The sequence below is a fragment of the Plantactinospora solaniradicis genome (assembly GCF_042658085.1).
GTDB classification, from domain to species: Bacteria; Actinomycetota; Actinomycetes; order Mycobacteriales; family Micromonosporaceae; genus Plantactinospora; species Plantactinospora solaniradicis.
The window spans coordinates 107,020-130,263 of the sequence record NZ_JBHSPR010000001.1 but is presented as its reverse complement, the minus strand read 5'-3'; the positions used below and the strand labels follow the sequence as shown (position 1 = coordinate 130,263).

The window sequence follows — 23,244 nt, the reverse complement described above, 5'->3', positions numbered from 1 at the left end:
GGTCGCGGTTCGACCGCCGCTGTCTATGCTTGGCAACCATGCCCGAGGGTCACACCATCTACCGGTTGGCAGCACGCCACCAGGCGATGTTCGCTGGCGAGAAGGTGCTCGCCAGCAGCCCGCAGGGCAGATTCGCCGAGGGTGCCGCGCTGCTCTCCGGTGCGGTGCTGGACCGGACGGAGGCGTACGGCAAGCACCTGCTGCACCATTACGACGGCGGGCAGGCGCTGCACGTACACCTGGGGCTTTATGGGAAGTTCGCCGACGGGGACGGTGAGCCGCCGGCGCCGGTCGGCCAGGTCCGGTTGCGGCTGACCACCGACCTGCATTGGCTCGACCTGCGCGGCCCGACCGCCTGCGAGCTGCTGTCGCCGCCGGAGGTGGAGGCGCTGCAGGCCCGGTTGGGCGCGGATCCGTTGCGGGCCGATGCCGATCCGGACGAGGCGTACGCGCGGATCCGGCGCAGCCCCACCCCGCTCTTCGCGTTGCTGCTCGACCAGTCGATCGTGGCCGGGACCGGGCTGATCTTCGTGACCGAGGTGCTGTTCCGGGCTGGCCTCCGGCCGACCACCCCCGGGCGCGAGCTGAGCCCCGAGGGCTGGCGGAAGATCTGGGCCGATCTCGTCGAGCTGATGGGTACGGCCGTCGGCACCGGCCAGATCGACACCGTGTACGACCGGCACCTGCCGGAGGCGATGGGCCGGCCGCCCCGGATCGACCGGCACGGCGGCGAGGTGTACGTCTACCGCCGGGCCGCCCAGCCCTGCCACGTCTGCGGCGCCGGAATCCTCCGCGCCGATCTCGCCGGTCGGAACTCCTACTGGTGCCCCACCTGCCAACCCGCCCGACGGGCCCGCTCCCGCCCCAAGCGTCAGAAGCGTTAAGAGGGGCCCCTTCTTCTACAGAAAACGATAAGAAGGGGCCCTTCCTTCACGGGGTTACCCGGCGGATGGCGAGGTAACCGGCGCTGGCCAGGAGTGCCGCGAGTAGGGCTGGCCAGCCGGCGAGCCAGGCCGCGGTCGGCTGGTCACCCAGCCATCGTCCGATGCCGCTCCACAGGTCCAGCCAGGTCGCCAGGAGGGCGAGCGCGGCCAGTACCAGGAGTTTGCAGATGACCAGGACGTACATCCCGGTCATCCCGAAACGCTTGTAGAAGACGGCGATGAAGATCCCCAGGAAACCCAGCGCGATGAACGGCACCGTGTAGACCAGGATCTGCAACAGCGGGTTGTCCTGGTCGAGGAAGCCGAGGCCGAAGAACTGGAGGCCCAGTCCCCAGCCGTCGGTGGCGTCCTCGAGCAGCGAGCAGAGGTAGAGAGCGGTGCCGAAGACCACCGACTCGACGAGCAGTAGCAACGAGACCGCCAGGTAGAAGGTCCGGCGGATCACGCTCAGCGCCATCGTGAACGGGAAGAGCTGGGTGATCGAGTTGATGGAGGCAATGAACATCACGATGTAGATCGAGAGCACCGCGCCGGTCTTGGGACTGTCCTCGACCTCCCCGAGGGCCAGGAAGAGGGCGTAGTTGATCCCGAAGATGAGGGTGAGCAGCAGCCAGGGAAAGCCCAGCGTGTTCGGCCAGCCGACGAGCTGGACCCGGATCACGGGAAGTAGACGACTCATGCCCCCTCCTCGGTTCGCTCGTCGGTGTTCCGGGCTTCAGGACCTGGCCGACTGATTCGCTCGCTGCGTCCGCTCATCGGACGGACTCCTTCCGGAAGCTGGCGGCGCTGCCGCTGGTCGTGCCGCCGGCCTTCGCCTGCGCGGTGGTGAGCCGGATGACGATGTCCTGCAGGGAGACCGCCTCGACGTCGAGTCCGAGCCCCTTCGCCTGGGCCCGCTCGGTCGGGCCGAAGGTGCCGCGCAGGGTCGCGCGGGCGTACCGGCCCAGGCTCTCGCGGTGCAGTTCCTCGTTGTTCGCGGCGATCTCGTCGACGGCCGTGACCGGCCCGGCGACGGTGACCACCTGGCCGCGCAGTGCCTCGGCGGTGGTGTCGAGCAGCACCCGCCCCTGGTCGAGCAGGAGTACGTGCTCGATCAGTTCGCCGACCTCGTCGATGAGGTGGGTGGAGAGGACGACCGTGCGGGGGTGCTCGGCGTAGTCGGTGAGCAGGTGGTCGTAGAAGAGGTGCCGGGCGACGGCGTCGAGGCCCAGGTACGGCTCGTCGAAGAGGGTCAGCGGGGCCCGGGAGGCGAGTCCGATGATGATGCCGAGCATGGAGTGCATGCCCCGGGACAGCTTCCGGATGTGCCGCCCGAGCGGTAGCCGGAAGTCCGCCAGCAGGGCCTGCGCGAACTCCTCGTCCCAGTCGGGAAAGAGCAGCCGGGCCGACTCCAGCGCGTGCCGGACCTTGAAATGCTGCGGATAGGTCTGGCCCTCCTTGATGAAGCAGACCCGGGACATCACGGTCGTGTTCTCGTACGGCGACTGACCGAAGATCGTCATCTTCCCGGAGGTCGCGAATCCGTGGCCGGTCATGATCTGCATCAGGGTCGTCTTGCCGGCCCCGTTCCGGCCGAGCAGCCCGTGGATCTTGTTCTCCTCCAGGGAGAAGCTGATCTGGTCCAGGGCGGTCACGTCCCGGAACCGCTTGGTGATGCCCTGCGCGCTCACCACCATGCTCATCGCCCCTGCTCCCATCGATCGATCATCCGCTTGAGGTCGTCGGCGTCGATGCCGAGCTTGCTCGCCTCGGTGAGCAGTGGGTGCAGGAACTGCTGGGCGAACTCCTCGCGACGGCGGTCCCGCAGCTTCGCGCGGGCGCCGGTGGCGACGAACATCCCGATACCTCGCTTCTTGTAGAGAATTCCGTCGTCCACCAGCTGGTTGACGCCCTTGCCCGCAGTGGCCGGATTGATCCGGTGGAACGCCGCCAACTCGTTGGTCGAGGGCACCTGGCCCTCCTCGGCGAGCGTGCCGTCGATGATCGAGTTTTCGATCAGCTCCGCGATCTGGAGGAAGATCGGCCGCCCGTCCTCCATCACGCAGCCCCGCCCGCCGACGGCCGGGCCCGGGGTATATCGCCGACCGGCCCAAGCTTCGTGGGTTGATTACTCATGTAGCTAACCATCCAACCGGTGTGGCTCTTTGTCAAGCCTGGGGAGGGTTGCCGTCGGGTCCCCGATCCGGAGCGGTCACGATATATAGTGAAGGTCATCTATTTGATGTCGTACCCGGAACCCCACCGACCGGGCATGACGAATCCGGAGGTGGTCGAGATGGGCGTACGACGACGGCTGGCGTTCGGGCTGCTACCGGTACTGGTGGCCACGGCCGGGCTGCTCGTGGCCGGACCGCCCGACCCCGCCGAGGCGGCCGCCTGGGAGACGCTGGTGGACGGGGCCTCGTTCCAGGACCGGAACGCGCTGATGGCCGAGTGGAACTTCCGCTACCCGTGGGGCTCGGACCACAACGGCAGCGCCCGGATGTACGGCAGCGCCACCGACAACAACCACGTCTACCTCTCGCCGGCCGGTCAACTCAACCTCAAGGCCACCCGGATCACCTGGGACGAGGGGACCAGCAGCAGTTCCCCGTACCTGCCGATCCGGTACCACTCGGGCGCGATCCACGCCAAGGACCAGATCCTGGTCAACGACCAGTTCCCCAACTACGAGGTACGCGGGGAGTTCCAGGCGCCGTCGGCCCGGGGCACCTGGCCGGCGTTCTGGCTGACCGGTGCCTGGAGTTGGCCGCCGGAGAGCGACATCCTGGAGTACAAGGGCGACAGCCGGAACTGGTTCAACACGTTCCGCACCTCGTCCGACGTGTCGAGCACGATCGTGAACGTCTCGTCGCCGGGCAGTTGGCACGAGTACCGGGTCTGGATGGCCAAGGTCAACGCCACCGATGTGGACATCCACTACTACCTCGACGGGCAGTGGCGGGCGCAGCACCGGGCGGCCGGCTTCGTCGGCAAGCCGATGTGGGTCATCATCAACCTGCAGATGGAGGGCTCGGCGGGTAGTCCCGGGCCGAGCGCCGACACGTTCTACCGGGCCCGCAACGTCTACATCGGACGCACCCGGAACTGACCGTCCGAGGACCGGGCCCGGCCAGCGGTTCAGCGGATGGCGTCGACCGCCTTGCGGGCCGCGACCAGCACCGGATCCCAGACCGGGGCGTACGGCGGCGCATAGCCGAGGTCGAGTCCGGCCATCTCGTCCACCGTCATCCGGTTCCACAGCGCCACGGCGAGTACGTCGATCCGCTTCGCCGCCTCGGACCAGCCGACGATCTGGGCGCCGAGCAGCCGCCCGGAACGCCGCTCGGCGATCAGTTTCACCGTCATCGGTCTGGCGCCGGGGTAGTAGCCGGCCCGGTTCGTCGACTCCACCCGTACGCTGACGAACTCGAAACCGGCGGCGGTCGCCTCGGCCTCACGGAGGCCGGTACGCCCCACCTCCAGCTCGCACACCCGGGTGACGGCGGTGCCGACCACACCGGCGAAGGTGGCGTAACCGCCGCCGATGTTGATGCCGGCAACCCGGCCCTGCTTGTTGGCGTGGGTGCCGAGCGGCACGTACACCGGCTGTCCGGAGACCCGGTGCACCGACTCGACGCAGTCGCCCGCCGCCCACACCCCGGGCACGTCGACCACCCGCATCCGCAGGTCGACCCGGATTCCACCGGTCGGCCCGATCGGCAGCCCGGCCTCGGCGGCGAGCGCGGTGTTGGGGCGTACCCCGAGACCCAGCACCACGACGTCGGCCGGCAGGGTCCCGTCCTCGGTGACCACCGCGCTGACCCGGCCGTTCCTGGTCTCCAGCCCGGTGACGCTGACTCCGCTGCGGACGTCCAGGCCCAACCCGCAGAGCGCCTTGCGGACCAGCGCGCCCATGTCCGGGTCCACCGTGGACATCGGCTCGGGGCTCCGCTCGACCAGGCTGACCGACAGGCCGCGCTGGATCATCGCCTCGGCCATCTCGACGCCGATGTAGCCGCCGCCGACCACCACCGCCCGCTCGGGCCGGGGATCCGCGTCCAGCCAGGCCAGCAGCGCGGCGCCGTCGTCGAGGGTCTGCACCCCGAACACCCCGTCGGCGTCGGTCCGGGCCCAGTCCGGAGTCACGGGTACGGCTCCGGCGGCGTACATGAGCTGGTCGAAGCGCTCGCGGACCTCGGTGCCGCCGTTCTCCAGATCCCGGGCGACCACCTCGCGCCGATCCAGATCGATCGAGGTCACCTCGTGCCGGAGCCGGACGTCGACCTGGTACTTGTTCCGGAACGTCTCAGGATCCCGGCTGATCAGCTGTTCCTCGTCCTCGACCAGCCCACCCACCCAGTACGGGATCCCACAGGCCCCGTACGACGTGAAGTGCCCGCGTTCGAAGGCCACGATTTCCAGGTCCGTGGCGTCCCGACGGCGGCGGGCCTGCGACGCGGCCGACATCCCGGCCGCGTCACCGCCGATCACCACCAGGCGCTCAGCCGCCATGGCCGACGCTGCCCCGGGTCCACTGGACGAGATCGTCGAGCACGTCCGAGATCTCCCCTCGCCGCGCGTACGCGGCCCGCTGACGGGCGGCGCCGGTACCGTGCGCCTGCAATCGGCTCAGCAGCGCGTTGACCAGGGAGAGGTCGCCATGCCGCTCCAGGGCGGGGCGGACCCGCTGGACGAGCCGGCGCATCACGTGCCAGGCGGGCCGGAGCCCACCGCCGACCAGATCGACGGCCATTCCTTCCAAGCCGTCGTGCGCCGCCCGCCAGTGCGCCGCCGCCAGCATGTGGTGCGGCACCCGGGGCGCGGGCAGCCCTCTGGAGATGTCGGTCAGCGCGGTGTCGACCAGGGCCCGCACCAGCGAGGCGATCAGAATCGTGTCGTCCAGGCTGGGGCAGACGTCACCGATCCGGATCTCCACGGTCGGGTAGTGCGACGACAGTCGGGCGTACCAGTAGAGCATGCCCTCGTCGAGCAGCATGCCGGTGCCGATCAGCTCGTCGACGAACCCCTCGTAGTGCCGGTACGACTCCAGCCACGGCGTCGGCTCCACCGACGGCCAGCGCTCCCAGAGCACGGACCGCCAGCTCGCGTACCCGGTGTCCCGGCCCTCGTAGAACGGCGAGTTCGCGGTGGCCGCGTGCAGGATCGGCAGCGCGGGGCGCAGATGGTTGAGTACCTGCACCGCGATCTCCGGTTCGGGGACGCCGACGTGGATGTGCATGCCGTTGACGCCCGGCGAGGGTACGACCAACCCGAACCGCTCGATCATCCGGTGGAACCGGGGGTTGTCCACCACCGGCGGTATCGGACCCTCGGCCGGACCGGTGCCGATCGCGACCAGCCGTACGCCGGCCGCCTCGGCGGCGTCGGCCAGACCGGTACGGAGCAGCCCCAGCGAGTGTCGCAGGGCGCTCAGCTCCAGTCCGGGTGGGGTGCCGATCTCGATCTGACTGGTCTGGAACTCGTGCTGCACCTGTCCGCGCAACTCGTCCGGCACCTCGGCCATCACGGCCTCGACCGCCGGCGCCGCGGCTCCGGTCACCGGGTCGACGAGCAGGAACTCCTCCTCGACGCCGACCGTGAGCTGATCCGTTCCGGCGTGCACCGTCGGGTCAATCGGCGCGGCTAGTCCGCTGCCCATCGCCCTCACCGCCCGTCCGTCTCGTGGCCGCATCGCTTCCGGCGACCTCGGAGGGTCATTACCCCCGGGCCGGATGCCCGGAAACACCTATGAGCACCAATCGTGCCATCGGGTCCGGCGCCGGCTGCGCAGCTTGGTGGTTCCCGCCCGCCGTACCTTGCTGGGCCCCCGCCCGCCACGCATCCTGGCTGACGGTGAACTCATGGTGACCGAGAGTGTGTCGTGTTGCCCTGGTGTCGCGCGTAGCCTCGACCGGGTGGAGGGTTTCCTGGCGTTCCTCGTCGGTGTGACCGCACTCGGCGGAGTCCTGGGCGGCTTGATGTGGCTTGCCGCCCGGGTCCGTCGCCGAGGTATCGGCGACTCGGTCATGGGACCGTTCGAGGAGATCTGGCATCCGGCCGGACACCGGGCCCGGATCGAGATCCGGGTGCAGGAGGAACGTGCGGTGCCGATGCCGTCACCGGGCGACCGGCTGCGCTGAACCCTGGCGAGGGCAAAGGCGCTGAACCCTGGCGAGGGCAAAGGCGCTGAACCCTGGCGATGGGACGGAAGGCGCTGAACCCCGGCCAGGGGAAGGAAGAGCGGCCCCTTGCCGGGGCTGGTTAGCCTGGGCCCCGTGTCGAGGATCCTGCTGGGGCTGACGTCCGGTCGGGCGTACCGGCTCGGCTGGGCGGCGTACCTGCTCGGTTGGGCGTACGCGCTGGCCCAGTTCGGCGGTCCCACCGGGCCGGGCGTCGAGTCGCTGGCCGGTGCCGCGGTGGTCGCCGTGACCTCGCTGCTGCTCGTCGCGCTCGCCAGCCGGCTGCCGCTGGCCCGGGGAGCCGCCGCCGACCGGGTCCGCCAGGGCGTGACCTTCCGGCAACGGTCCCGCCGGGTACGGATGCCTCGTCAGCTCGACCCCGACGCCGCCGGCCGACCCCGGCCGCGAGCTCCGTCGGGACACCCCTCGGCCGCGTAGCGGCGTCTCCATCCGCCGCCACGCGGCCGATTCCATTCCGTTCCTCCCGCCCACCCGTGGGCTCCGGCGCCGATCCGGCGACCCGGCCCGGTGGCGGGATGTCCCGCCCGGACGTCGATCGACGCGTCCGGCTTCCCGGAATCGAGCCGAGGGGTTCCCCGCATGCTTGCCTTCGCACCACTCGACGGCGCCGTCGGCGCCGCCGCGCACGTCGTCACGGCACTCGCGACGGCCGTCCAACCGGTCGCCGGTACCGGTGCCACCGCCGCCGCCATCGTGCTCTTCACGGTCCTGGTACGACTGCTGATCTCGCCACTGAGCTGGGCGCAGATTCGCGGCGAGCGGCGTCGTACCGCACTCGCGCCCCAGATCCGCGACCTTCAACGACGGTACGGCGACCGGCCGGACCGGCTCCGTGCCGAGTTGGTCGCGCTGCACCGGGAGGCGGGTGCCTCGCCGGTCGCCGGTTGCCTGCCCGCGCTGGCGCAGGGGCCCTTCTTCTTCGTCATGTACCGACTGTTCGCCGTGCCGGGTGATGCCGGTGACGGCGGGGCGGCCGGGCTGCTCGCCGAGCGGCTGTTCGGGGTGCCGCTCGGCCAGCATCTCGGGGACGGGCTGGCCGGGGCGGCGGGTCCGCTCTTCGGCGTACTGCTCGGCCTGCTCGTGCTGCTGGCCTGGCTGACCTCCCGGCGGATGCGCCGAGCGGCGACCGGGTTGACGGCGACGGGGTTTACCGCGCCCGGTTCGGCGACGCCCGGTTCGGCGGCGACCGGTTCGGCGGCGCCCGGCGATCCCGGTGCGGTGCCGGCGGCTGCCGCGCTGGCGCGGATCATGCCGCTGCTGCCGTACGGGACTGTGCTGGTGGCCCTGCTGGTGCCGCTGGCCGCGGTGCTCTATCTGGTCACCACCACCGCCTGGACCGCACTGGAGCAGGTGGTGCTGCGCCGAGGCCAGGCATCGACAGGTGTTGACACGCGGGAGTCGGGGACGTACAACTCGTGAGAGAGCGCTCTCTCGGCCCCCGTCCCCCTGCAGAGAGGCCCACCATGAACACCATCGGGTTCGCATCACCGGACCATCCCGCTCGAACGGCGAAGCGCCGCCTCACGCTGCTCCTCGCCGCGTTCACCCTGCTCGCCACGGTGTCCGCCATGGTCACTGTCAATGCCCGTGCGGCCATCCCGCCCACCGCCCCCGGCTGGTCCCTGGTCTGGGGCGACGATTTCACCGGCGCGGCCAACACCCTGCCGTCGTCCGCGAACTGGATCATCGACACCGGGACCAGCTACCCCGGCGGTCCGGCGAACTGGGGCACCGGAGAGATCCAGACGTACACCAACAGCACCGCCAACGTGAGTCACGACGGCGGCGGCAACCTGCGGATCACCCCCATCCGCAACTCGTCCGGGCAGTGGACGTCGTCCCGGATCGAGACGGTCCGGACCAACTTCAAGCCCCCGGCCGGCGGTGTGCTGGCCATCGAGGGCCGGATCCAGATGCCGAACGTCACCGGTGCCGAGGCGGCCGGGTACTGGCCGGCGTTCTGGGCGCTGGGCGCGCCGTACCGGGGGAACTACCAGAACTGGCCGGGAATCGGCGAGTTCGACGTGATGGAGAACGTCAACGGGATCAACTCGGTCTGGGGCGTGCTGCACTGCGGGGTGGCGCCCGGCGGTCCGTGCAACGAGTTCAACGGGATCGGCGCCAACCGGGCCTGTCCCGGCTCGACCTGCCAGTCGGCCTTCCACACCTACCGCTTCGAGTGGGACACCTCGGTCAGCCCCCAGCAACTGCGCTGGTACGTCGACGGCCAGCACTACCACACGGTGACCCAGACCCAGGTCGGTTCGTACTGGTCGCAGATGACCAGCCACGCGGGCTACTTCCTGTTGCTGAACGTGGCGATGGGCGGCTCGTTCCCGAACGGGGTGGCCGGTGGCACCACGCCGACCGCCGCGACCGTCTCCGGTCGGCCGATGCTGGTCGACTACGTCGCGGTGTGGAGCCGGGGTGGCGGTACCACCACGCCTCCCACCACCCCGCCGACCACGCCGCCCTCCGGCGGCACGGTGAGCGCCTACTCGACGATCCAGGGCGAGGCCTACAACGGGCAGCAGGGCGTCGGGGTCGAGGCGTGCAGCGAGGGCGGGCAGAACATCGGCTGGCTCGCCAACGGCGACTGGGCCCGGTACGACCGGGTCGACTTCGGCTCGACGCCGCCCCGGGACTTCGTCGCCCGGATCGCCTCGGGTGCCGGTGGCGGGGTGAGCGGCCTGGTCCAGGTCCGGGTGGACAGTCCGACGGGGCCGGTCCTGGGCAGCTTCGCCGTCGGTAACACCGGCGGTTGGCAGAGCTGGCAGTCGGTGCCCGGCAACGTGTCGGCGGTGACCGGGGTACGCACCGTCTACCTGACCTTCAGCAGCGGTCAGCCCAGCGACTTCGCCAACCTCAACTGGTTCACCTTCCGCCGCTGACGTGGCGGAGGACTGTTAAGAAGGGCCCCTTCTTCTACAGAAAACGATAAGAAGGGGCCCTTCCTTGCTTGCGGGAAACAGTTAACAGTCCTAATAATTAGCGGACAGTCGATGGCTGTGGATGCCCGACCGGGTGGGTGGAGGACCACATGAGACGTCGTGGAAGCGTTGTGCTGTCCGTTGTGGTGGGTGCGGTGGTGGCGAGCATTGCCGCCGTGTGGGGGGTGATGCCGGCGTATGCCGCGGGGGCGACCGCCACCTTCGTGAAGACCTCCGACTGGGGCAGCGGTTGGGAGGGGAAGTACACCATCACCAACGGTGGCGCCAGCACGATCAACGGTTGGTCGGTGGCGTTCGACCTGCCGGCCGGTACGACGCTCGGCAGTTACTGGGACGCGCTGCTGACCTCCTCCGGGCAGCGCCACACCTTCACCAACCGGTCCTGGAACGGCACCATCGCGCCCGGTGCCTCCGTGTCGTTCGGCTTCCTCGGTGCCGGCTCCGGCAGCCCGGCCAACTGCACGCTCAACGGGGCGTCCTGCGGCGGCGGCACCCCGCCGACCACCGCCCCGCCGACCACCCGGCCGCCCACCACGCCCCCGCCGACCACCACGCCGCCGACGACCGCCCCGCCGACCTCGGGACTGCCCCGGCACTTCCTCACCGGCTACTGGCACAACTTCGACAATCCAGCGGTCGAACTGCGACTCCGTGACGTGCCCGCCGAGTACGACCTGATCGCCGTCGCCTTCGCCGAGGCCACCGGCACCCCCGGCGCGGTCAGCTTCGGCGTCGACCCCGGACTGTCGGCCTCGCTCGGCGGCTACACCGACGCCGACTTCAGCGCCGACGTACGGACCGTCAAGGCGCGGGGCAAGAAGGTCATCCTCTCGGTCGGCGGGGAGACCGGGCGGGTTGCCGTGAGCGACGCCGGGTCCGCGACCAACTTCAGCAACAGCGTGTACGCCCTGATCCAGCAGTACGGCTTCGACGGCGTCGACATCGACCTGGAGAACGGGCTCAACCCGACGTACATGGGGCAGGCGCTGAGGTCGCTGCGCAGTCGGGTGGGCTCCGGTCTGATCATCACGATGGCGCCACAGACCATCGACATGCAGTCGCCCTCGGTGTCGTACTTCAAGCTGGCGCTGGACATCAGGGACATCCTCACCGTCGTACACACCCAGTTCTACAACTCCGGCTCGATGCTCGGCTGCGACCAGTCCTTTGCGTACGGCCAGGGCACGGTGAACTTCATGACCGCGCTGGCCTGCCTGCAACTCGAGGCCGGACTCCGTCCCGACCAGGTGGCCCTGGGCCTGCCCGCCGGACCGGGCGCGGCCGGTGGAGGCATCGTCGCCCCGAGCATGGTCAACCAGGCGCTCGACTGCCTGGCCCGGGGTACGAACTGCGGCAGCTTCCGCCCGCCGAGGACCTACCCGGGAATCCGGGGCGCGATGACCTGGTCGATCAACTGGGACGTGGCGAACGGCAACGGCTTCGCCCGTACCGTCCGGCCGCACCTGAACACCCTGCCCTGAGCCTCGGTGTCGGGCCGTCAGCGCACGCTGGCGGCCTGGCGCCGACGCAGGCGCTTGCGCCGCTTCTTGACCACCCAGACGGCGATCATCCCTACGAAGATGGCCAGCAGCCCGTAGTCGAAGAAGCTGGCGTACCGGTCGATCTGCTGCCACCGGGAACCGAGCGCATAGCCGAGCCCCACGAAAATGGCGTTCCAGAGGCCGCTGCCCAGGGTGGTGAGCGCCAGGAACCGGCCCAACGGCATGCGATCGGCCCCGGCCGGTACGGAGACCAGGCTCCGGACCACCGGGATCATCCGGCCGAAGAGCACCGCCCAGGATCCGTACCGCTCGAACCAGCGGTCGGCGCGCTCCAGGTCGTCGGTGTCCACCAGGGGAAGCCGGTCGAGCCAGCGTTTCAACCGGTCCTCGCCCAGGGCGGCACCGAGCCAGTAGAGCGCGAGCGCGCCGAGCACGGAACCAGCGGTGGCCGACAGCACCACGAGGAACACGTTCATCCGCCCCTCGCCGGCCAGATAACCGGCCATGGCCAGCACGATCTCGCTCGGCACCGGCGGAATGAGGTTCTCCAACGCGACGAGCAGGCCCACTCCGGGGACGCCCATGGCGTCGATCACGCCGGCTATCCAGCCGGTCAGTCCGCCGAGTTGGGTCGGGTCGACGTCCTGCGCGAGGCTCACGCCGCAATCACTCCTCGGGTCGTTTGTCAGCTTGTCTGCCGGCCCGTTCGTCGGTCGGCGGGAGGCGGTCGGCGGGAAGAGAACTCCGTACCCGGAGATCACCGGCCCTACACCTTCCGGCGGCAGCCAGAGGTACCTCGATACGCGAGGGCGGTTTGCCGGTCATGCCGATCGGAGAAAGCCTTTCGGCATGACGGACAGGTGGTATGCCGAGGCGGTCGTCTACTGTCTCGACATCGATACGTACGCCGACTCGGACGGCGACGGGATCGGTGACATCAACGGTCTGATCGGGCGGCTCGACTACCTGGCCCGGCTCGGGGTGACCTGCCTGTGGCTGCACCCGATCCATCCGTCGCCGGCCCGCGACGACGGCTACGACGCCACCGACTTCTACGGCATCGACCCCCGGTTCGGCACCCTCGGCGACTTCGCGGAGCTGCTGCACCAGGCCGCCAACCGGGGCATCCGGGTGATCATCGACCTGGTGGTGAACCACACCTCCGACGAGCACCCGTGGTTCGTCTCGGCCCGGTCCTCGCCCGACTCGCCGTACCGGGACTGGTACGTATGGTCGGAGAAGGAGCCGCCGGACCGGTGTCAGGGCATGGTCTTCCCGGGCGAGCAGGACGAGACCTGGAGCTACGACCGGACGGCGAAGGCGTGGTTCTACCACCGCTTCTACCGGTTCCAGCCGGACCTCAACTTCGGCAACCCGGCGGTACGGGCCGAGATCAAGAAGATCATGTCGTTCTGGCTCCAGCTCGGCGTCGCCGGGTTCCGGATCGACGCGGCGCCGTTCATCATCGAGCAGACCGAGCCCGGCAATCCGAACTCGCCCAAGGACTTCGAGTTCCTGACCGAACTGCGCCAACACGTGCAGTGGCGGCGGGCGGACGCGCTGCTGCTGGCCGAGGCGAACGTGCAAGCGGCCGAGCTCGTCGACTACTTCGGCGACTCGGGCGGCTCCGCCAACCGGCTGCACATGCTCTTCGACTTCATGCTCAACGGCCGGCTGATGCTCGCGCTGGCCCGTCGGGACCCGGAGCCGATCATCGACGCGTTGCGGGACACCCCGGCGTTGCCCGCCGGTGCGCAGTGGGCGACCTTCCTGCGCAACCACGACGAGATCGACCTGTCCCGGCTCACCGCCGAGCAGCGCGCCGAGGTGTACGAGCAGTTCGGCCCGGACGAGAACATGCGGATCTACGACCGGGGCATCCGCCGACGGTTGGCTCCGATGCTCGGCAACGACCGCCGCCGCATCGAACTGGCGTACGCGTTGCAGTTCTCGCTGCGCGGAACGCCGGTGCTGCGGTACGGCGAGGAGATCGGGATGGGCGAGGACCTGGCGTTGCCGGGCCGGGAGGCGATCCGTACCCCGATGCAGTGGTCCGGGAAGCCCAACGCCGGCTTCTCCAGCGCGGAGGCCGAGAAGCTGATCCGTCCGGTGCTCGACACCGGCGAGTACGGCTTCGAACGGGTCAACGTCACCAGGCAGCGGCACGATCCGACGTCCCTGCTGGCGTGGTTCGAGCGGATGACCCGGACCCTGCGTGAGTCACCGGAGGTCGGCTCCGGCACTTGTACGCACGTCGACCAGGAACTGCCGCCGGGCGTGCTCGCGCACCGCGCCGACGGCCCGACCGGTTCGATGCTCTTCCTGCACAACCTCGGTACCAAGCCGGCCATCGTCGACCTGGGTTCGTTGTCACCGGAGGCGGACCTGCCCGGCGACGTGCTCGCCGATCGTGAGTACGACCCGGTCGGCAAGCTCGACGCGCTGCACCTGGCCGGGTACGGCTACCGCTGGATCCGGTTGCGCCGCAGCGACGCGGTCGAGTGAGCGGGTGCGGGGCCCGGTCGTCCGCGCGGCTAGCCGGTGGCGGCGGACCGGGTACGGCGTAGCCAGAGCAGGCCGAGCACCGGCAGCACCAGCGGGATGTAGCCGTAGCCGCCGCCGAAGTCCGACCACACCGTGTCGTCGGGGAAGAGTGCCGGGTCGAGCAGGCTCAGCGCGCCCACCGTCAGTACGCCGACCAGCTCGACGGTGCAGCAGACGATCGCGGTCCGGCGCCCGATCCGGTCGCCCCGGGCCAGGCCCACGGTCGCCACGATGTAGATCACCGCGGCGAACGCGGAGAGCAGGTACGCCACCGGAGCCTCGTCGAACTTCGTGGCGATCTGTAGGCCAGCCCGGGAGGTGGCGGCGATCGCGAAGAGGATGTAGACCGCGACCAGCACCCGCCCCGGCCCGCTGTTCACCCGGCGCCCACCCGGCGGCGGCGGGACCGGCGGGACCGGGTTGTGCGGCGGAGGACTCGGCGGCGGGATCGGGTCAGGCACCGGGGATCTGCCAGGTCTGTTGCAGGCGGATGACGACTACGGGAACCACCAGACAGACGACGGTGACGATCACCGATCCCCAGCGGGTCGGCTCCATCCGGGCCAGCACCCCGGCCAGCGGCGGCAGGCAGATCAGCGTGACGAGGTAGCCGGCGAACGTTCCGGCCTCGGCGGGCTGCTCGCCCCCGATCCAGGTGGCGATCGCCGTGACGGCGAGCGCCAGCAGGGCCAGCTCCAGCACGGCCAGGCCGGCGAGATGGGACCGGTCCGGTGGCCGGTTGCGCATCGTGGTGACCAGGCTCCACACCGCCAGTACGAGCGACAGCACGATCGTCAGCGTGACGAGGTAGTCGTTCACCGGTCGACCCGCCGGGTCGGCCCGGTGGTCGGCACGGCGATCCGTGGCTGGCTCACCGGCGCAGTCTACTAATCGGTGTAGTAGCTGCCGCTCCCGCCACCCCCTGACCGGCGTGGTAGCTCCGCGCCCGCCACCCCTGACCGGCGTAGTCAGCTCCGCTGCCGCCACTCCTGGCCGCGGCGCCGGGCGCGGTGGGAGCGGCGGGACCGACCTCGGGCGATCTTGCTTGATGCCCCATCCTGGTTGGATCATCAGCCTTCTTCTATGATTGACCGGACTTGCACCGACGCCTACTCCGGGGAGTCGAAGGCGTGGACGCGACGGGGGTCACGGCGGTCTCCGCGTTGCTGATCGGCGGCGGCGTGGTGTTCCTGGCGCTCGTCGTACTCGCCGTGATGACGGACCGACCCCGGACCCCGCGCCCCGATCCGGTCCGGCTGCGGGCCGCGGCCGAGCAACTCGAGGCGCACGCACTGGCGACCCAGACCGAGGCCGGCCGCGCCGCCGCGATCGCGACCCAGGCGAGGACGATGCTGGCGGCGGCAGAGCAGGCCCGCGACGAGGCATGGGCGGCGCAGGAGACGGCGGAGCGGGACTATCAGCGGGCCTGGCAGTCGGCGCTCGCCGGGCGGGAGACGGCGGCCAGGGCCCCGACGCCCGAACCGGTGCCCGGCTCGGAACGGGATCGGGAGGTGTCCCGGGCCGCCCTGGCCGCCTATCGGCGAGGTGACATCTCGCTACAGGAACTCCGCGAGGTGTTCCGGCGGGCCGGGGACTGGGATCCGGCGCAGGAGGACCGGGAACGGGTCCTCGAACGCGACGGGATGCGCCTGACGATGGCGCGGCGGGCGTACGACCAGGCCGCGGCCCTGGCCCGGCGCGCCGATCAGGAGGCCCGGGCGGCCGAGGCGGCCGCCGAGGAGTTGCTGGCCGAGGCGTCCGCCTCCGCCGCCGAGGCGCGGGAGGCGTACCTGACGGCACAGCGGTTCACCCGGCGTCGCCGGCCCCGCCGCCGAAGGCGAGCCCGCTAGGCGGAGGACGGCCGGGCCGGCTGGCCGGAAGGCGGGCGGGACAGGTCGACCGAGTTGGCCGGGAGTTGATGTGTTAGGAAGAACTCCCTGGTCAAAGCGGAACAATAAGGGGCCTCGCCTTGCTCACGTTCGGACTGTTCGGCACCGGTCACTGGGCGGCCGAGGTGCACGCCGCCGCCCTCGCCGGGCATCCCGGGGCTCGACTCGCCGGTGTCTGGGGCCGCGATCCGGTCAAGGCCCGCGCGCTGGCGCAGCGGTACGACGTACCGGCCTTCGACGACGTCGACGCGCTGATCGAGGCCGTGGACGCGGTGGCGGTCGCGCTGCCGCCGGACGTACAGGCGGAGCTGGCCGTGCGCGCCGCGAACGCCGGCCGGCACCTGTTGCTGGACAAGCCGATCGCGTTGAGCCTGCCCGAGGCGGACCGGGTGGTGGCCGCCGTCGAACGGACCGGCGTCGCCTCGGTGGTCTTCTTCACCAACCGGTTCCATCCGAACGTCGCCGGGTTCCTGGCCGCCGCCGCGGCGACCGGTGGCTGGCACGGCGCCCGGGGCGTGATGTACTCGTCGATCTTCCAGCCGGGGAACCCGTACGGCCGGTCGCCGTGGCGCCGCACCCATGGTGGCCTGTGGGACGTGGGCCCGCACGCGCTCTCGCTGATCCTGCCCGTGCTCGGCGCGGTGACCCAGGTCGCCGCGCTGGGTGGCCCCGGCGACAGCGTCCACCTGATGCTGGCGCACGGGAAGACGGCGGCGAGCACGCTGTCGCTGGCTCTGGACGCCCCGCCCGCGTCGACCACCTTCGAGTTCGCCTTCCACGGATCCAGCGGCATCGACGCCGTTCCGCGCGGCGACGGCACCGCGGTGGACGCGTTCCGGCTGGCCGTGGACCAACTGGTCGCCGAGGTCGACTCGGGAATCCGCGACCGGTTGGTCGACGTACGCTTCGGCCGCGACGTCGTGGCGGTGCTCGCCGCCGCGCAGACCGCCCGCGAGCAGGGCCGCACGGTCACGCTCCCCGGCTGACCCCGCCCTCGGCGACGACGGGCGGCGCGGTGCGGAACCGGCCCGGGGGAGTGGACCGCGCGGGCTCGAACGGCGGCTCGGTACATTCGACGGCGTCGTCGAGATGAGCGGTCCACCGGGCGGCCCGACGGCGGTGACTCTGGAGGTGCCGTGCGTGTCGTCCTCGCCGAGGACCTCTATCTCCTGAGGGACGGGCTGTCCCGGATGCTGACCGCACACGGGTTCGAGGTGGTGGCGGCGGTGGAGACCGGTCCGGAGCTGCTGGAGGCGTTGCTCGGACTGCGCCCCGAGGTGGCCGTGGTCGACGTACGGCTGCCGCCGACCCAGACCGACGAGGGCCTGCAGGCGGCGCTCGCGGCCCGTCGGGAGGTGCCCGGACTGCCGGTGCTGGTGCTTTCCCAGCACGTCGAACAGCTCTACGCCCGGGAACTGCTGGCCGACGGGGCCGGCGGGGTCGGCTACCTGCTCAAGGATCGGGTCTTCAACGCGGAGCAGTTCATCGACGCGGTTCGCCGGGTGGCCGGCGGCGGAATGGCGATGGACCCGGACGTGATCGCCAAGCTGCTCGCCCGGAGCAGCCGCGACGCCCCCATGACCCGCCTGACCCCCCGCGAACGCGAGGTGCTGGAACTCATGGCCGAAGGCCGCTCCAACAGCGCCATCGGCCAACGCCTCTTCCTCTCCGAGAGCGCGGTCGGCAAACACACCGCGAGCATCTTCGGCAAGCTCGACCTGGCGCAGTCCGACGACGACAACCGCCGCGTCCTCGCCGTCCTCGCCTACCTCAACGGCATGTAAGGAAGGGCCCCTTCTTATCGTTTTCTGTAGAAGAAGGGTCCCTTCCTAACACCTCGGAGCTCAGGAGAGCTCGATGATCGCGTCGCCGATCTCGGCGGGGGTCTGGAACTGCTCGACCGGCAGCGAGCGCAGCAGTTGCAGGGTCTCGGTACCGACCCCGTTCTCCTGGGCCCAGCGGACCAGATCCTCCTTCGACACCGGGTAGTCCAGCCCGGCGAGCGACTCCTGTAACTGCATCGCGTTCGATCTCATACCCGTGGAGGTACCCGATCCGGCCCCGGCCACACCGTGGGGTTTGTCCGGCCGCCGGGCCGGGTAGGCGCCGGCATGCAGGTTCACCGGCTCGGGGGCCCGGGCGACTTCGACCCGCTGCTGGAGCAGGCCCGATCGGCCCGGGTGGTGATGCTGGGCGAGGCGAGCCACGGGACCTATGACTACTACCGGCTGCGGGAGCAACTGACCCGCCGGTTGATCACGGAATGCGGGTACTCCTTCGTCGCGGTCGAGGGGGACTGGCCCGACTGCGAGGTGGTGCACCGGTCGGTGATCGGCGCGCCGGGCGGCGATGCCGATCCGCAGACCGCGCTCGAACGCTTCGAGCGGTGGCCGACCTGGATGTGGGCGAACACCGAGGTGGCCCGGTTCTGCCGGTGGCTCCGGGCCTGGAATCTGGACCAACCGGAGTCGGGTCGGGCCGGATTCCACGGGCTAGACGTCTACAGCCTCTGGGAGTCGATGCAGGCCATCCTCGACTACCTGGGCGAGGAGGATCCGGTGTCGCTAGAGCTGGCTCAGGAGGCGTACCAGTGCTTCGAGCCGTACGGCACCCGGGTCGAGGAGTACGGCCTGGCGAGTCGGTTCGTCTCGGCCCGGTGCGAGGACGAGGTGGTTCGGCTGTTGACGCGTACCCGGGAACGGGCCGTGCACGACGGGCCGGACAGCTTCTCCACCTGGCAGAACGCGGAAGTCGTCGTCGGGGCGGAGAAGTACTACCGGGCGATGGTGGGCGGTGGCCCGCAGTCCTGGAACGTCCGGGACACGCACATGGCCGACACCCTGGACCGGCTGCTGGAGCGGTACGGCCCGGACGCGAAGGCGGTGGTCTGGGCGCACAACACGCACATCGGCGACGCCCGGGCCACCGAGATGAACCGGGACGGCATGATCAACATTGGCCAACTGGCCCGGCAGCGGCACGGCGCCGAGAACGTCGTCCTGGTCGGCTTCGGCAGCTACCAGGGCACGGTCGTCGCCGCGTCCCGCTGGGGAGCGCCGTCCGAGGTGATGACGGTGCCACCGGGCCGGGTGGGATCGCTGGAGGAGCGGCTGCACACCCTGCTGCCCGAGCGGGCACTGGTGATCCTGTCCGAGGGTGATCGACCGGACTGGCTGACCGAGGAGGCCGACCACCGGGCGATCGGGGTGGTCTACGACCCGTCGTTCGAGGCGTGGGGCAACTACGTCCCGACCCTGCTCGGCGACCGGTACGACGCGTTCATCTGGTGCGACCACACCACCGCACTGCACCCGCTGCCGGCCACCCCCAGCACCCCCGGTGAGATGGAGACGTACCCCGCCGGGGTGTGATTGTGGCCCCTGTCGGCCCGCGCTTGCCCGGCCGCGTGCCGGTGTGCTGTTCAGGCGTTCTTGGCCCGGTTGGTGGCGAGCCAGTCGGCGAAGTGGGTGGCACCGACCCGCGCCGGGCCGGTGGGGACGAGGGACCCGTCGTTGACGTCGGCGCCGAAGTACCGCGCGGCGGGGTCGGTGACCACCTGGCGGGTGTCCTGCTTGGCGGCCAGGAACTGCCGTACGAAGTCATCCTGGCGGATCTTCTCCGGCCCGGCCAGCTCGACGGTCCCGTTCGCCGGCTTGTCGACGGCGATCTCGGCCAGCGCGGCGGAAACGTCGGCGGCGGCGATGGGCTGCATGGGCGCCGGTGGCAGCCGGACCGTGTCGCCGTCGGCGGCGCCCTCGGCGATGCTGCCCACGAACTCGAAGAACTGCGGTGCGCGCACGATCGTGTACGGCGTCGTCGCGCTCTTGATCAGTGCCTCCTGGGCGGCCTTGGCCCGCATGTATCCGCTGTCGGGGATCTGGTCGGCGCCGACGACCGACAGGGCGACGTGGTGGCCCACCCCGGCGGCTGCCTCGGCGGCCAGCAGGTTTCGCCCGGATGTCTGGAAGAACTCCATGACCGCCGTGTCCTCGAACGATGGTGAGTTTGCCACGTCGACGACGACGTCGGCGCCCGGTAGCGCTTCGGTCAGCCCGGCACCCGTGAGGGTGTTGACTCCGCTGGAGGGCGAGGCGGCGGTCACGTCGTGGCCGCTCTCGCGGAGCTTGGCCACGAGGACCGAGCCGATCAGCCCGGTACCGCCGATAACCACGATCTTCATGTTGATCCCTGTCGGTTGTGAAACTCGGACGTTTCTTATCCGAGATACTACTCGGATGTTTCCTGTCCGAGTCAAGTAGGGTGTGCTGGTGAAGATGTCTGCCGGGGTCGAGTGGGCGCTGCACTGCTGCGTGGTGCTGACCGCCGCGAGGCGGCCGGTGTCCGCCGCACGCCTGGCCGAGCTGCACGACGTGTCGGGGACCTATCTAGCCAAGCAGCTACAGGAGCTGTCACGCGCCGGGTTCGTCCGATCCGTCCAGGGCAAATCAGGCGGATATGTCCTCACTCGCCCCGCCGAAGAGCTCACCATCCTCGACATCGTCGAGGCGGTCGACGGCGCTGCGCCGGCATTCGTCTGTACCGAGATCCGTCAGCGCGGGCCGCTGGCCACGCCGGCTGAGGCCTGCGCCACACCCTGCCCGATCGCCCGCGCCATGGGTGCGGCCGACAGCGCCTGGCGGGCCGCGCTGCGGGCCGTGACCATCGCCGACCTGGCCCGCAACGTCACCGCCGACAGCGGCCCCGAGGCGTTCGACGTGATCCGGAACTGGCTGAACACCCCCGCGGGCTGAGCCCGACGCCACTGTCGGCGGTCAGAACGACTATCGCCCGCTGGGCGCGATCTCCTCGACCACGCTGGTGCCGGAGCCGTGACGGGACTCCCATGACCAGGTTTCGTCGAGTCGTAGCCGGCCGTCGGGAAGTACGGAGATCGTGCTGACGCAGTGTCCGCTGGAGGTCTCGCCCGCACGGTTGAGCTGGACGTAGCGGAAGTCCAGCCGGTTCCCGTCCCGGGTGCCGACCAGGTACCCGGTCCGGATGGTGCCCCCGGCGTACGTCGCCGAGATCTCCCCGTCGCGTTCCCGGTAGTCGAACCGGGTCGCGGCGTCCACCTCGCCCCCGTCGACCTCGCCGACCGCGCGGAACCGGCGCCCGTCGAGCGCGGGCGGCCGGTCATCGGGTACGCCCGACCGGTCCGCCCCGGACAGCAGGCGCGCGAAGCAGAGCTGGTTGTACGGGCTGTCGCCGTACCGGGGGATCTCCCGGTAACCGGCCGAGCGGTAGAGCGTCGCCGCCTCGGCGAGGACGCGGTGCGTACCCAGCCGTACGCTGTGCAGCCCACGGGCCACCGCCTGCTGTTCCAGGTCGCCGAGCAGTCGGCGGCCGAGCCCCAGTCCGCGCGCGTCGGCGTGCACCCACAGGTGGCAGAGTTCCGCGACGCCGGGCGCGTACGTCCGCACCCCGCCGCAGCCGACCGGACGGCCCTGTTCGTACGCCACCACGAAGGCGCCGACGTCGCCGCTGACCTCGGCGCCGCTCACCAGCGCCGAGCTGTCGTACCCCTCGGGGAACCGGGTCGACAGTTCGGCGGCGTACTCGGAAAGACAGTGCCGGGCGGCGGCCGAATCGGGATCGACCACCTCGACGGTGACGGTGGCCAGCCGGAGCAGTCGGCGGGTCTGCTGCTGTGCCGCGATCAACCGGTCCCGTTGGGCGGAACTGAGCGGCGCCAGCAGGTCGCTGGCGGCGGCGCTGGACCGCCGGTCGAGTTCGGCTAGTTCGGCGTTGCCGGCCTCGGTCAGTCCGGCGATCCGGACCCGACCGTCGGTCTCGGAGGGACGCAGCCGCACCAGGCCCTGGGCTTCGAGTGAGCGCAGCGACCTGCTCAGGTAGCCGGAGTCCCAGTCGAGTCGGGTCCGCAGGTCGCGTACTGACGCGCCGGTGCCGATCTCAAAGAGCAGCCGGGCCTCGCTGAGTGGCCGCGCCTGCCCGAGGTAGCGGTCGGTGAGCAGCCCGATCCGGCGGGAGTAGTAGCGGTTGAAGTCGCGGACCAGTTCGGCCTGTTCGATCAGGGCTGCCATTCGCTGACTATAGTCAGAGATATTGCGTCAGCGGTAGAGGTCGGTCGACGGATCGGTCAACCGGCCGGTCCGGAACTCCGGCGGGTCGTGCATCAGGAAGTCGCGGTGGCTGATGTTCCAGGCGTACGCCCCGGCCATCCCGAACGCGATCGTGTCCCCGACCGCGATCCGGCCCGGTCCACCGATCAGGTCGGCGGACGAGACCCGGGCCAGCACGTCCTTCGGGGTGCAGAGCTGCCCGACGATCGTCACCGGTCCGGAGCCGGTGACCGGCCGGGCGAACGGGTACGCCCAGTCCGGGCGGGGCAGCACGGTGAACGGCTGCGAGTGCTGCTTCGCCGCCGGGGTACGGAGATGGTGGGTACCGCCGGCCACCACCACGAACCACTCGCCGCCGGCCTCCTTCACGTCCAGCACCTCGGTCAGGTAGTGACCGCAGTAGACGGTCATCGCCCGACCCGGCTCGATCCGCAGCGTCCGGTCGGGGTACGCGGACAGCAACTCGTCGAGGGCCGCGCCGTAGCCGACCCAGTCGAAACGGGTCTCCGGATCGGTGTAGTCCACCGCCATTCCACCGCCGACGTTCACCTCGTGGGCGTCGAGTTCGGCCACCGCCCAGTCGACGACCGCGCGGGCCACCCCGGCCGCGGCCGGTGCCGACAGTCCGCTGCCCAGATGCGCGTGCACGCCACGGACCCGTACCCCGGGCAGGTCGAGCCGGGCACACTCCCGGGCCTGCTCGGGCGACATCCCGAACGGTGTCGCCCGACCGCCCATCACCAGGACGGCACCGTCGACCGGCACCGGCAGGTTGACCCGGAGCAGCACGTCGGCGACGACGCCCCGGGCCTGCGCGAGCAGGCCGAGCCGACACAGCTCGGTCGGCGACTCGACGTGGAACCGGCGTACCCCGGCGGCGAGCCCGGCGGCCAACTCCGGGTCGGTCTTGCCCGGTCCACCGAGCGCAGCCGGTGCGGTGCCCGGCAGGACCTCGGCCAGATGGCGTAACTCCCCGCCGCTGGCCGCCTCGAACCCGTGCACGTACGGCGCCAGGGTACGCAGAATGCCGGGGTCGGGGTTCGCCTTCATCGCGTACAGCAACTCGACACCGGCCGGCAGCGCGGCCCGGATCGCCGCCGCCGCCCCGGCCAACCCGGCCAGGTCGTACAGATAGACCGGACTCACCAGACC

The 23,244-nt window shown here is 70.6% G+C and carries 25 protein-coding genes; 13 read left to right on the top strand and 12 right to left on the bottom strand.

From position 1 onward, the window contains the following. Nucleotides 1-38 precede the first annotated feature (38 nt). Nucleotides 39-884 carry an Fpg/Nei family DNA glycosylase gene (locus ACFP2T_RS00640; RefSeq protein ID WP_377416127.1) on the top strand — a complete coding sequence of 282 codons (846 nt, stop codon included), beginning with the start codon at nt 39-41 and terminating at the stop codon, nt 882-884. A gap of 46 nt (nt 885-930) precedes the next feature. Here ACFP2T_RS00640 and ACFP2T_RS00635 read toward each other — a convergent pair whose 3' ends face one another. The 3 genes from ACFP2T_RS00635 to ACFP2T_RS00625 all read right to left on the bottom strand — a co-directional run bounded on the left by ACFP2T_RS00635 (nt 931) and on the right by ACFP2T_RS00625 (nt 2,982). Next, nucleotides 931-1,623, bottom strand: coding sequence for an ABC transporter permease (locus ACFP2T_RS00635; protein ID WP_377416125.1), 693 nt, complete (start codon nt 1,621-1,623; stop codon nt 931-933). Between the two features lie 73 nt (nt 1,624-1,696). Beyond that, nucleotides 1,697-2,626, bottom strand: a complete 930-nt coding sequence (locus ACFP2T_RS00630) for an ABC transporter ATP-binding protein (RefSeq protein ID WP_377416123.1) — start codon at nt 2,624-2,626, stop codon at nt 1,697-1,699. Beyond that, nucleotides 2,623-2,982 carry a GntR family transcriptional regulator gene (locus tag ACFP2T_RS00625; RefSeq protein ID WP_377416121.1) on the bottom strand — a complete coding sequence of 120 codons (360 nt, stop codon included), beginning with the start codon at nt 2,980-2,982 and terminating at the stop codon, nt 2,623-2,625. The genes ACFP2T_RS00630 and ACFP2T_RS00625 overlap by 4 nt, the downstream gene beginning before the upstream one ends. A 213-nt stretch (nt 2,983-3,195) precedes the next feature. On the opposite strand from ACFP2T_RS00625, the gene ACFP2T_RS00620 reads away from it, so the two are divergent. Further along, nucleotides 3,196-4,035 (top strand): glycoside hydrolase family 16 protein, encoded by an 840-nt coding sequence (locus ACFP2T_RS00620; RefSeq protein WP_377416119.1) that lies wholly within the window; start codon nt 3,196-3,198, stop codon nt 4,033-4,035. 29 nt (nt 4,036-4,064) lie between these two features. On the opposite strand, the gene ACFP2T_RS00615 is transcribed toward ACFP2T_RS00620, so the two are convergent. Continuing rightward, nucleotides 4,065-5,438, bottom strand: coding sequence for an FAD-dependent oxidoreductase (locus ACFP2T_RS00615; RefSeq protein WP_377416117.1), 1,374 nt, complete (start codon nt 5,436-5,438; stop codon nt 4,065-4,067). Next, nucleotides 5,428-6,585 (bottom strand): carboxylate-amine ligase, encoded by a 1,158-nt coding sequence (locus ACFP2T_RS00610; RefSeq protein ID WP_377416115.1) that lies wholly within the window; start codon nt 6,583-6,585, stop codon nt 5,428-5,430. The genes ACFP2T_RS00615 and ACFP2T_RS00610 overlap by 11 nt, the downstream gene beginning before the upstream one ends. 256 nt (nt 6,586-6,841) lie before the next feature. Between ACFP2T_RS00610 and ACFP2T_RS00605 the strand changes: the two genes are divergently transcribed. The 5 genes from ACFP2T_RS00605 (at nt 6,842) to ACFP2T_RS00585 (ending at nt 11,558) form a co-directional block, all read left to right on the top strand. Then, nucleotides 6,842-7,066, top strand: a complete 225-nt coding sequence (locus ACFP2T_RS00605) for a hypothetical protein (RefSeq protein ID WP_377416113.1) — start codon at nt 6,842-6,844, stop codon at nt 7,064-7,066. A gap of 135 nt (nt 7,067-7,201) precedes the next feature. Further along, a complete protein-coding gene (locus ACFP2T_RS00600) occupies nt 7,202-7,543 on the top strand; it encodes a DUF6412 domain-containing protein (RefSeq protein ID WP_377416111.1) in 342 nt (113 codons plus the stop codon). A gap of 162 nt (nt 7,544-7,705) precedes the next feature. Beyond that, a complete protein-coding gene (locus tag ACFP2T_RS00595) occupies nt 7,706-8,545 on the top strand; it encodes a YidC/Oxa1 family membrane protein insertase (protein WP_377416109.1) in 840 nt (279 codons plus the stop codon). A 44-nt stretch (nt 8,546-8,589) separates the two neighbouring features. Next, nucleotides 8,590-10,017: a carbohydrate-binding protein gene (locus ACFP2T_RS00590; protein ID WP_377416107.1), complete on the top strand. Its 1,428-nt coding sequence runs from the start codon at nt 8,590-8,592 to the stop codon at nt 10,015-10,017. Nucleotides 10,018-10,166: 149 nt separating this feature from the next. After that, on the top strand, nt 10,167-11,558 hold the full coding sequence (locus tag ACFP2T_RS00585) for a chitinase (protein WP_377416105.1): 1,392 nt from the start codon (nt 10,167-10,169) through the stop codon (nt 11,556-11,558). 17 nt (nt 11,559-11,575) lie between these two features. Here ACFP2T_RS00585 and ACFP2T_RS00580 read toward each other — a convergent pair whose 3' ends face one another. Then, a complete protein-coding gene (locus ACFP2T_RS00580) occupies nt 11,576-12,238 on the bottom strand; it encodes a DedA family protein (protein WP_377416103.1) in 663 nt (220 codons plus the stop codon). Between the two features lie 190 nt (nt 12,239-12,428). Here ACFP2T_RS00580 and ACFP2T_RS00575 point away from each other — a divergent pair, with 190 nt between their 5' ends. After that, nucleotides 12,429-14,084, top strand: a complete 1,656-nt coding sequence (locus ACFP2T_RS00575; RefSeq protein WP_377416101.1) for an alpha-amylase family protein — start codon at nt 12,429-12,431, stop codon at nt 14,082-14,084. A 29-nt stretch (nt 14,085-14,113) separates the two neighbouring features. Here ACFP2T_RS00575 and ACFP2T_RS00570 read toward each other — a convergent pair whose 3' ends face one another. Continuing rightward, on the bottom strand, nt 14,114-14,503 hold the full coding sequence (locus ACFP2T_RS00570) for a hypothetical protein (RefSeq protein ID WP_377417800.1): 390 nt from the start codon (nt 14,501-14,503) through the stop codon (nt 14,114-14,116). A gap of 73 nt (nt 14,504-14,576) precedes the next feature. Continuing rightward, nucleotides 14,577-14,942 carry a hypothetical protein gene (locus tag ACFP2T_RS00565; RefSeq protein ID WP_377416099.1) on the bottom strand — a complete coding sequence of 122 codons (366 nt, stop codon included), beginning with the start codon at nt 14,940-14,942 and terminating at the stop codon, nt 14,577-14,579. A gap of 311 nt (nt 14,943-15,253) precedes the next feature. Between ACFP2T_RS00565 and ACFP2T_RS00560 the strand changes: the two genes are divergently transcribed. The 3 genes from ACFP2T_RS00560 to ACFP2T_RS00550 all read left to right on the top strand — a co-directional run bounded on the left by ACFP2T_RS00560 (nt 15,254) and on the right by ACFP2T_RS00550 (nt 17,796). Further along, nucleotides 15,254-15,973 carry a hypothetical protein gene (locus ACFP2T_RS00560; RefSeq protein ID WP_377416097.1) on the top strand — a complete coding sequence of 240 codons (720 nt, stop codon included), beginning with the start codon at nt 15,254-15,256 and terminating at the stop codon, nt 15,971-15,973. 119 nt (nt 15,974-16,092) lie between these two features. Next, nucleotides 16,093-16,998 carry a Gfo/Idh/MocA family protein gene (locus ACFP2T_RS00555; RefSeq protein ID WP_377416095.1) on the top strand — a complete coding sequence of 302 codons (906 nt, stop codon included), beginning with the start codon at nt 16,093-16,095 and terminating at the stop codon, nt 16,996-16,998. Between the two features lie 150 nt (nt 16,999-17,148). Then, nucleotides 17,149-17,796 carry a response regulator transcription factor gene (locus ACFP2T_RS00550; RefSeq protein ID WP_377416093.1) on the top strand — a complete coding sequence of 216 codons (648 nt, stop codon included), beginning with the start codon at nt 17,149-17,151 and terminating at the stop codon, nt 17,794-17,796. A gap of 60 nt (nt 17,797-17,856) precedes the next feature. Here ACFP2T_RS00550 and ACFP2T_RS00545 read toward each other — a convergent pair whose 3' ends face one another. Next, nucleotides 17,857-18,048 carry a DUF2795 domain-containing protein gene (locus ACFP2T_RS00545; protein WP_377416091.1) on the bottom strand — a complete coding sequence of 64 codons (192 nt, stop codon included), beginning with the start codon at nt 18,046-18,048 and terminating at the stop codon, nt 17,857-17,859. 75 nt (nt 18,049-18,123) lie between these two features. Here ACFP2T_RS00545 and ACFP2T_RS00540 point away from each other — a divergent pair, with 75 nt between their 5' ends. Next, entirely contained in the window at nt 18,124-19,383 is a 1,260-nt protein-coding gene (locus tag ACFP2T_RS00540; protein WP_377416089.1) for an erythromycin esterase family protein, read from the top strand. Nucleotides 19,384-19,433: 50 nt separating this feature from the next. Here the strand turns inward: ACFP2T_RS00540 and ACFP2T_RS00535 are convergent, their stop codons facing one another. Continuing rightward, nucleotides 19,434-20,192 (bottom strand): SDR family oxidoreductase, encoded by a 759-nt coding sequence (locus ACFP2T_RS00535; RefSeq protein WP_377416087.1) that lies wholly within the window; start codon nt 20,190-20,192, stop codon nt 19,434-19,436. A 94-nt stretch (nt 20,193-20,286) separates the two neighbouring features. On the opposite strand from ACFP2T_RS00535, the gene ACFP2T_RS00530 reads away from it, so the two are divergent. Next, on the top strand, nt 20,287-20,763 hold the full coding sequence (locus ACFP2T_RS00530) for an RrF2 family transcriptional regulator (RefSeq protein WP_377417798.1): 477 nt from the start codon (nt 20,287-20,289) through the stop codon (nt 20,761-20,763). Nucleotides 20,764-20,793: 30 nt separating this feature from the next. Here the strand turns inward: ACFP2T_RS00530 and ACFP2T_RS00525 are convergent, their stop codons facing one another. Together ACFP2T_RS00525 and ACFP2T_RS00520 are read right to left on the bottom strand one after the other, a co-directional pair. Beyond that, the gene (locus ACFP2T_RS00525) at nt 20,794-22,053 is read right to left on the bottom strand and encodes a bifunctional helix-turn-helix transcriptional regulator/GNAT family N-acetyltransferase (protein WP_377416085.1); all 1,260 of its coding nucleotides are present in this window, start codon (nt 22,051-22,053) and stop codon (nt 20,794-20,796) included. 27 nt (nt 22,054-22,080) lie between these two features. Further along, the gene (locus ACFP2T_RS00520) at nt 22,081-23,238 is read right to left on the bottom strand and encodes a type III PLP-dependent enzyme domain-containing protein (protein WP_417629197.1); all 1,158 of its coding nucleotides are present in this window, start codon (nt 23,236-23,238) and stop codon (nt 22,081-22,083) included. Nucleotides 23,239-23,244 lie beyond the last annotated feature (6 nt).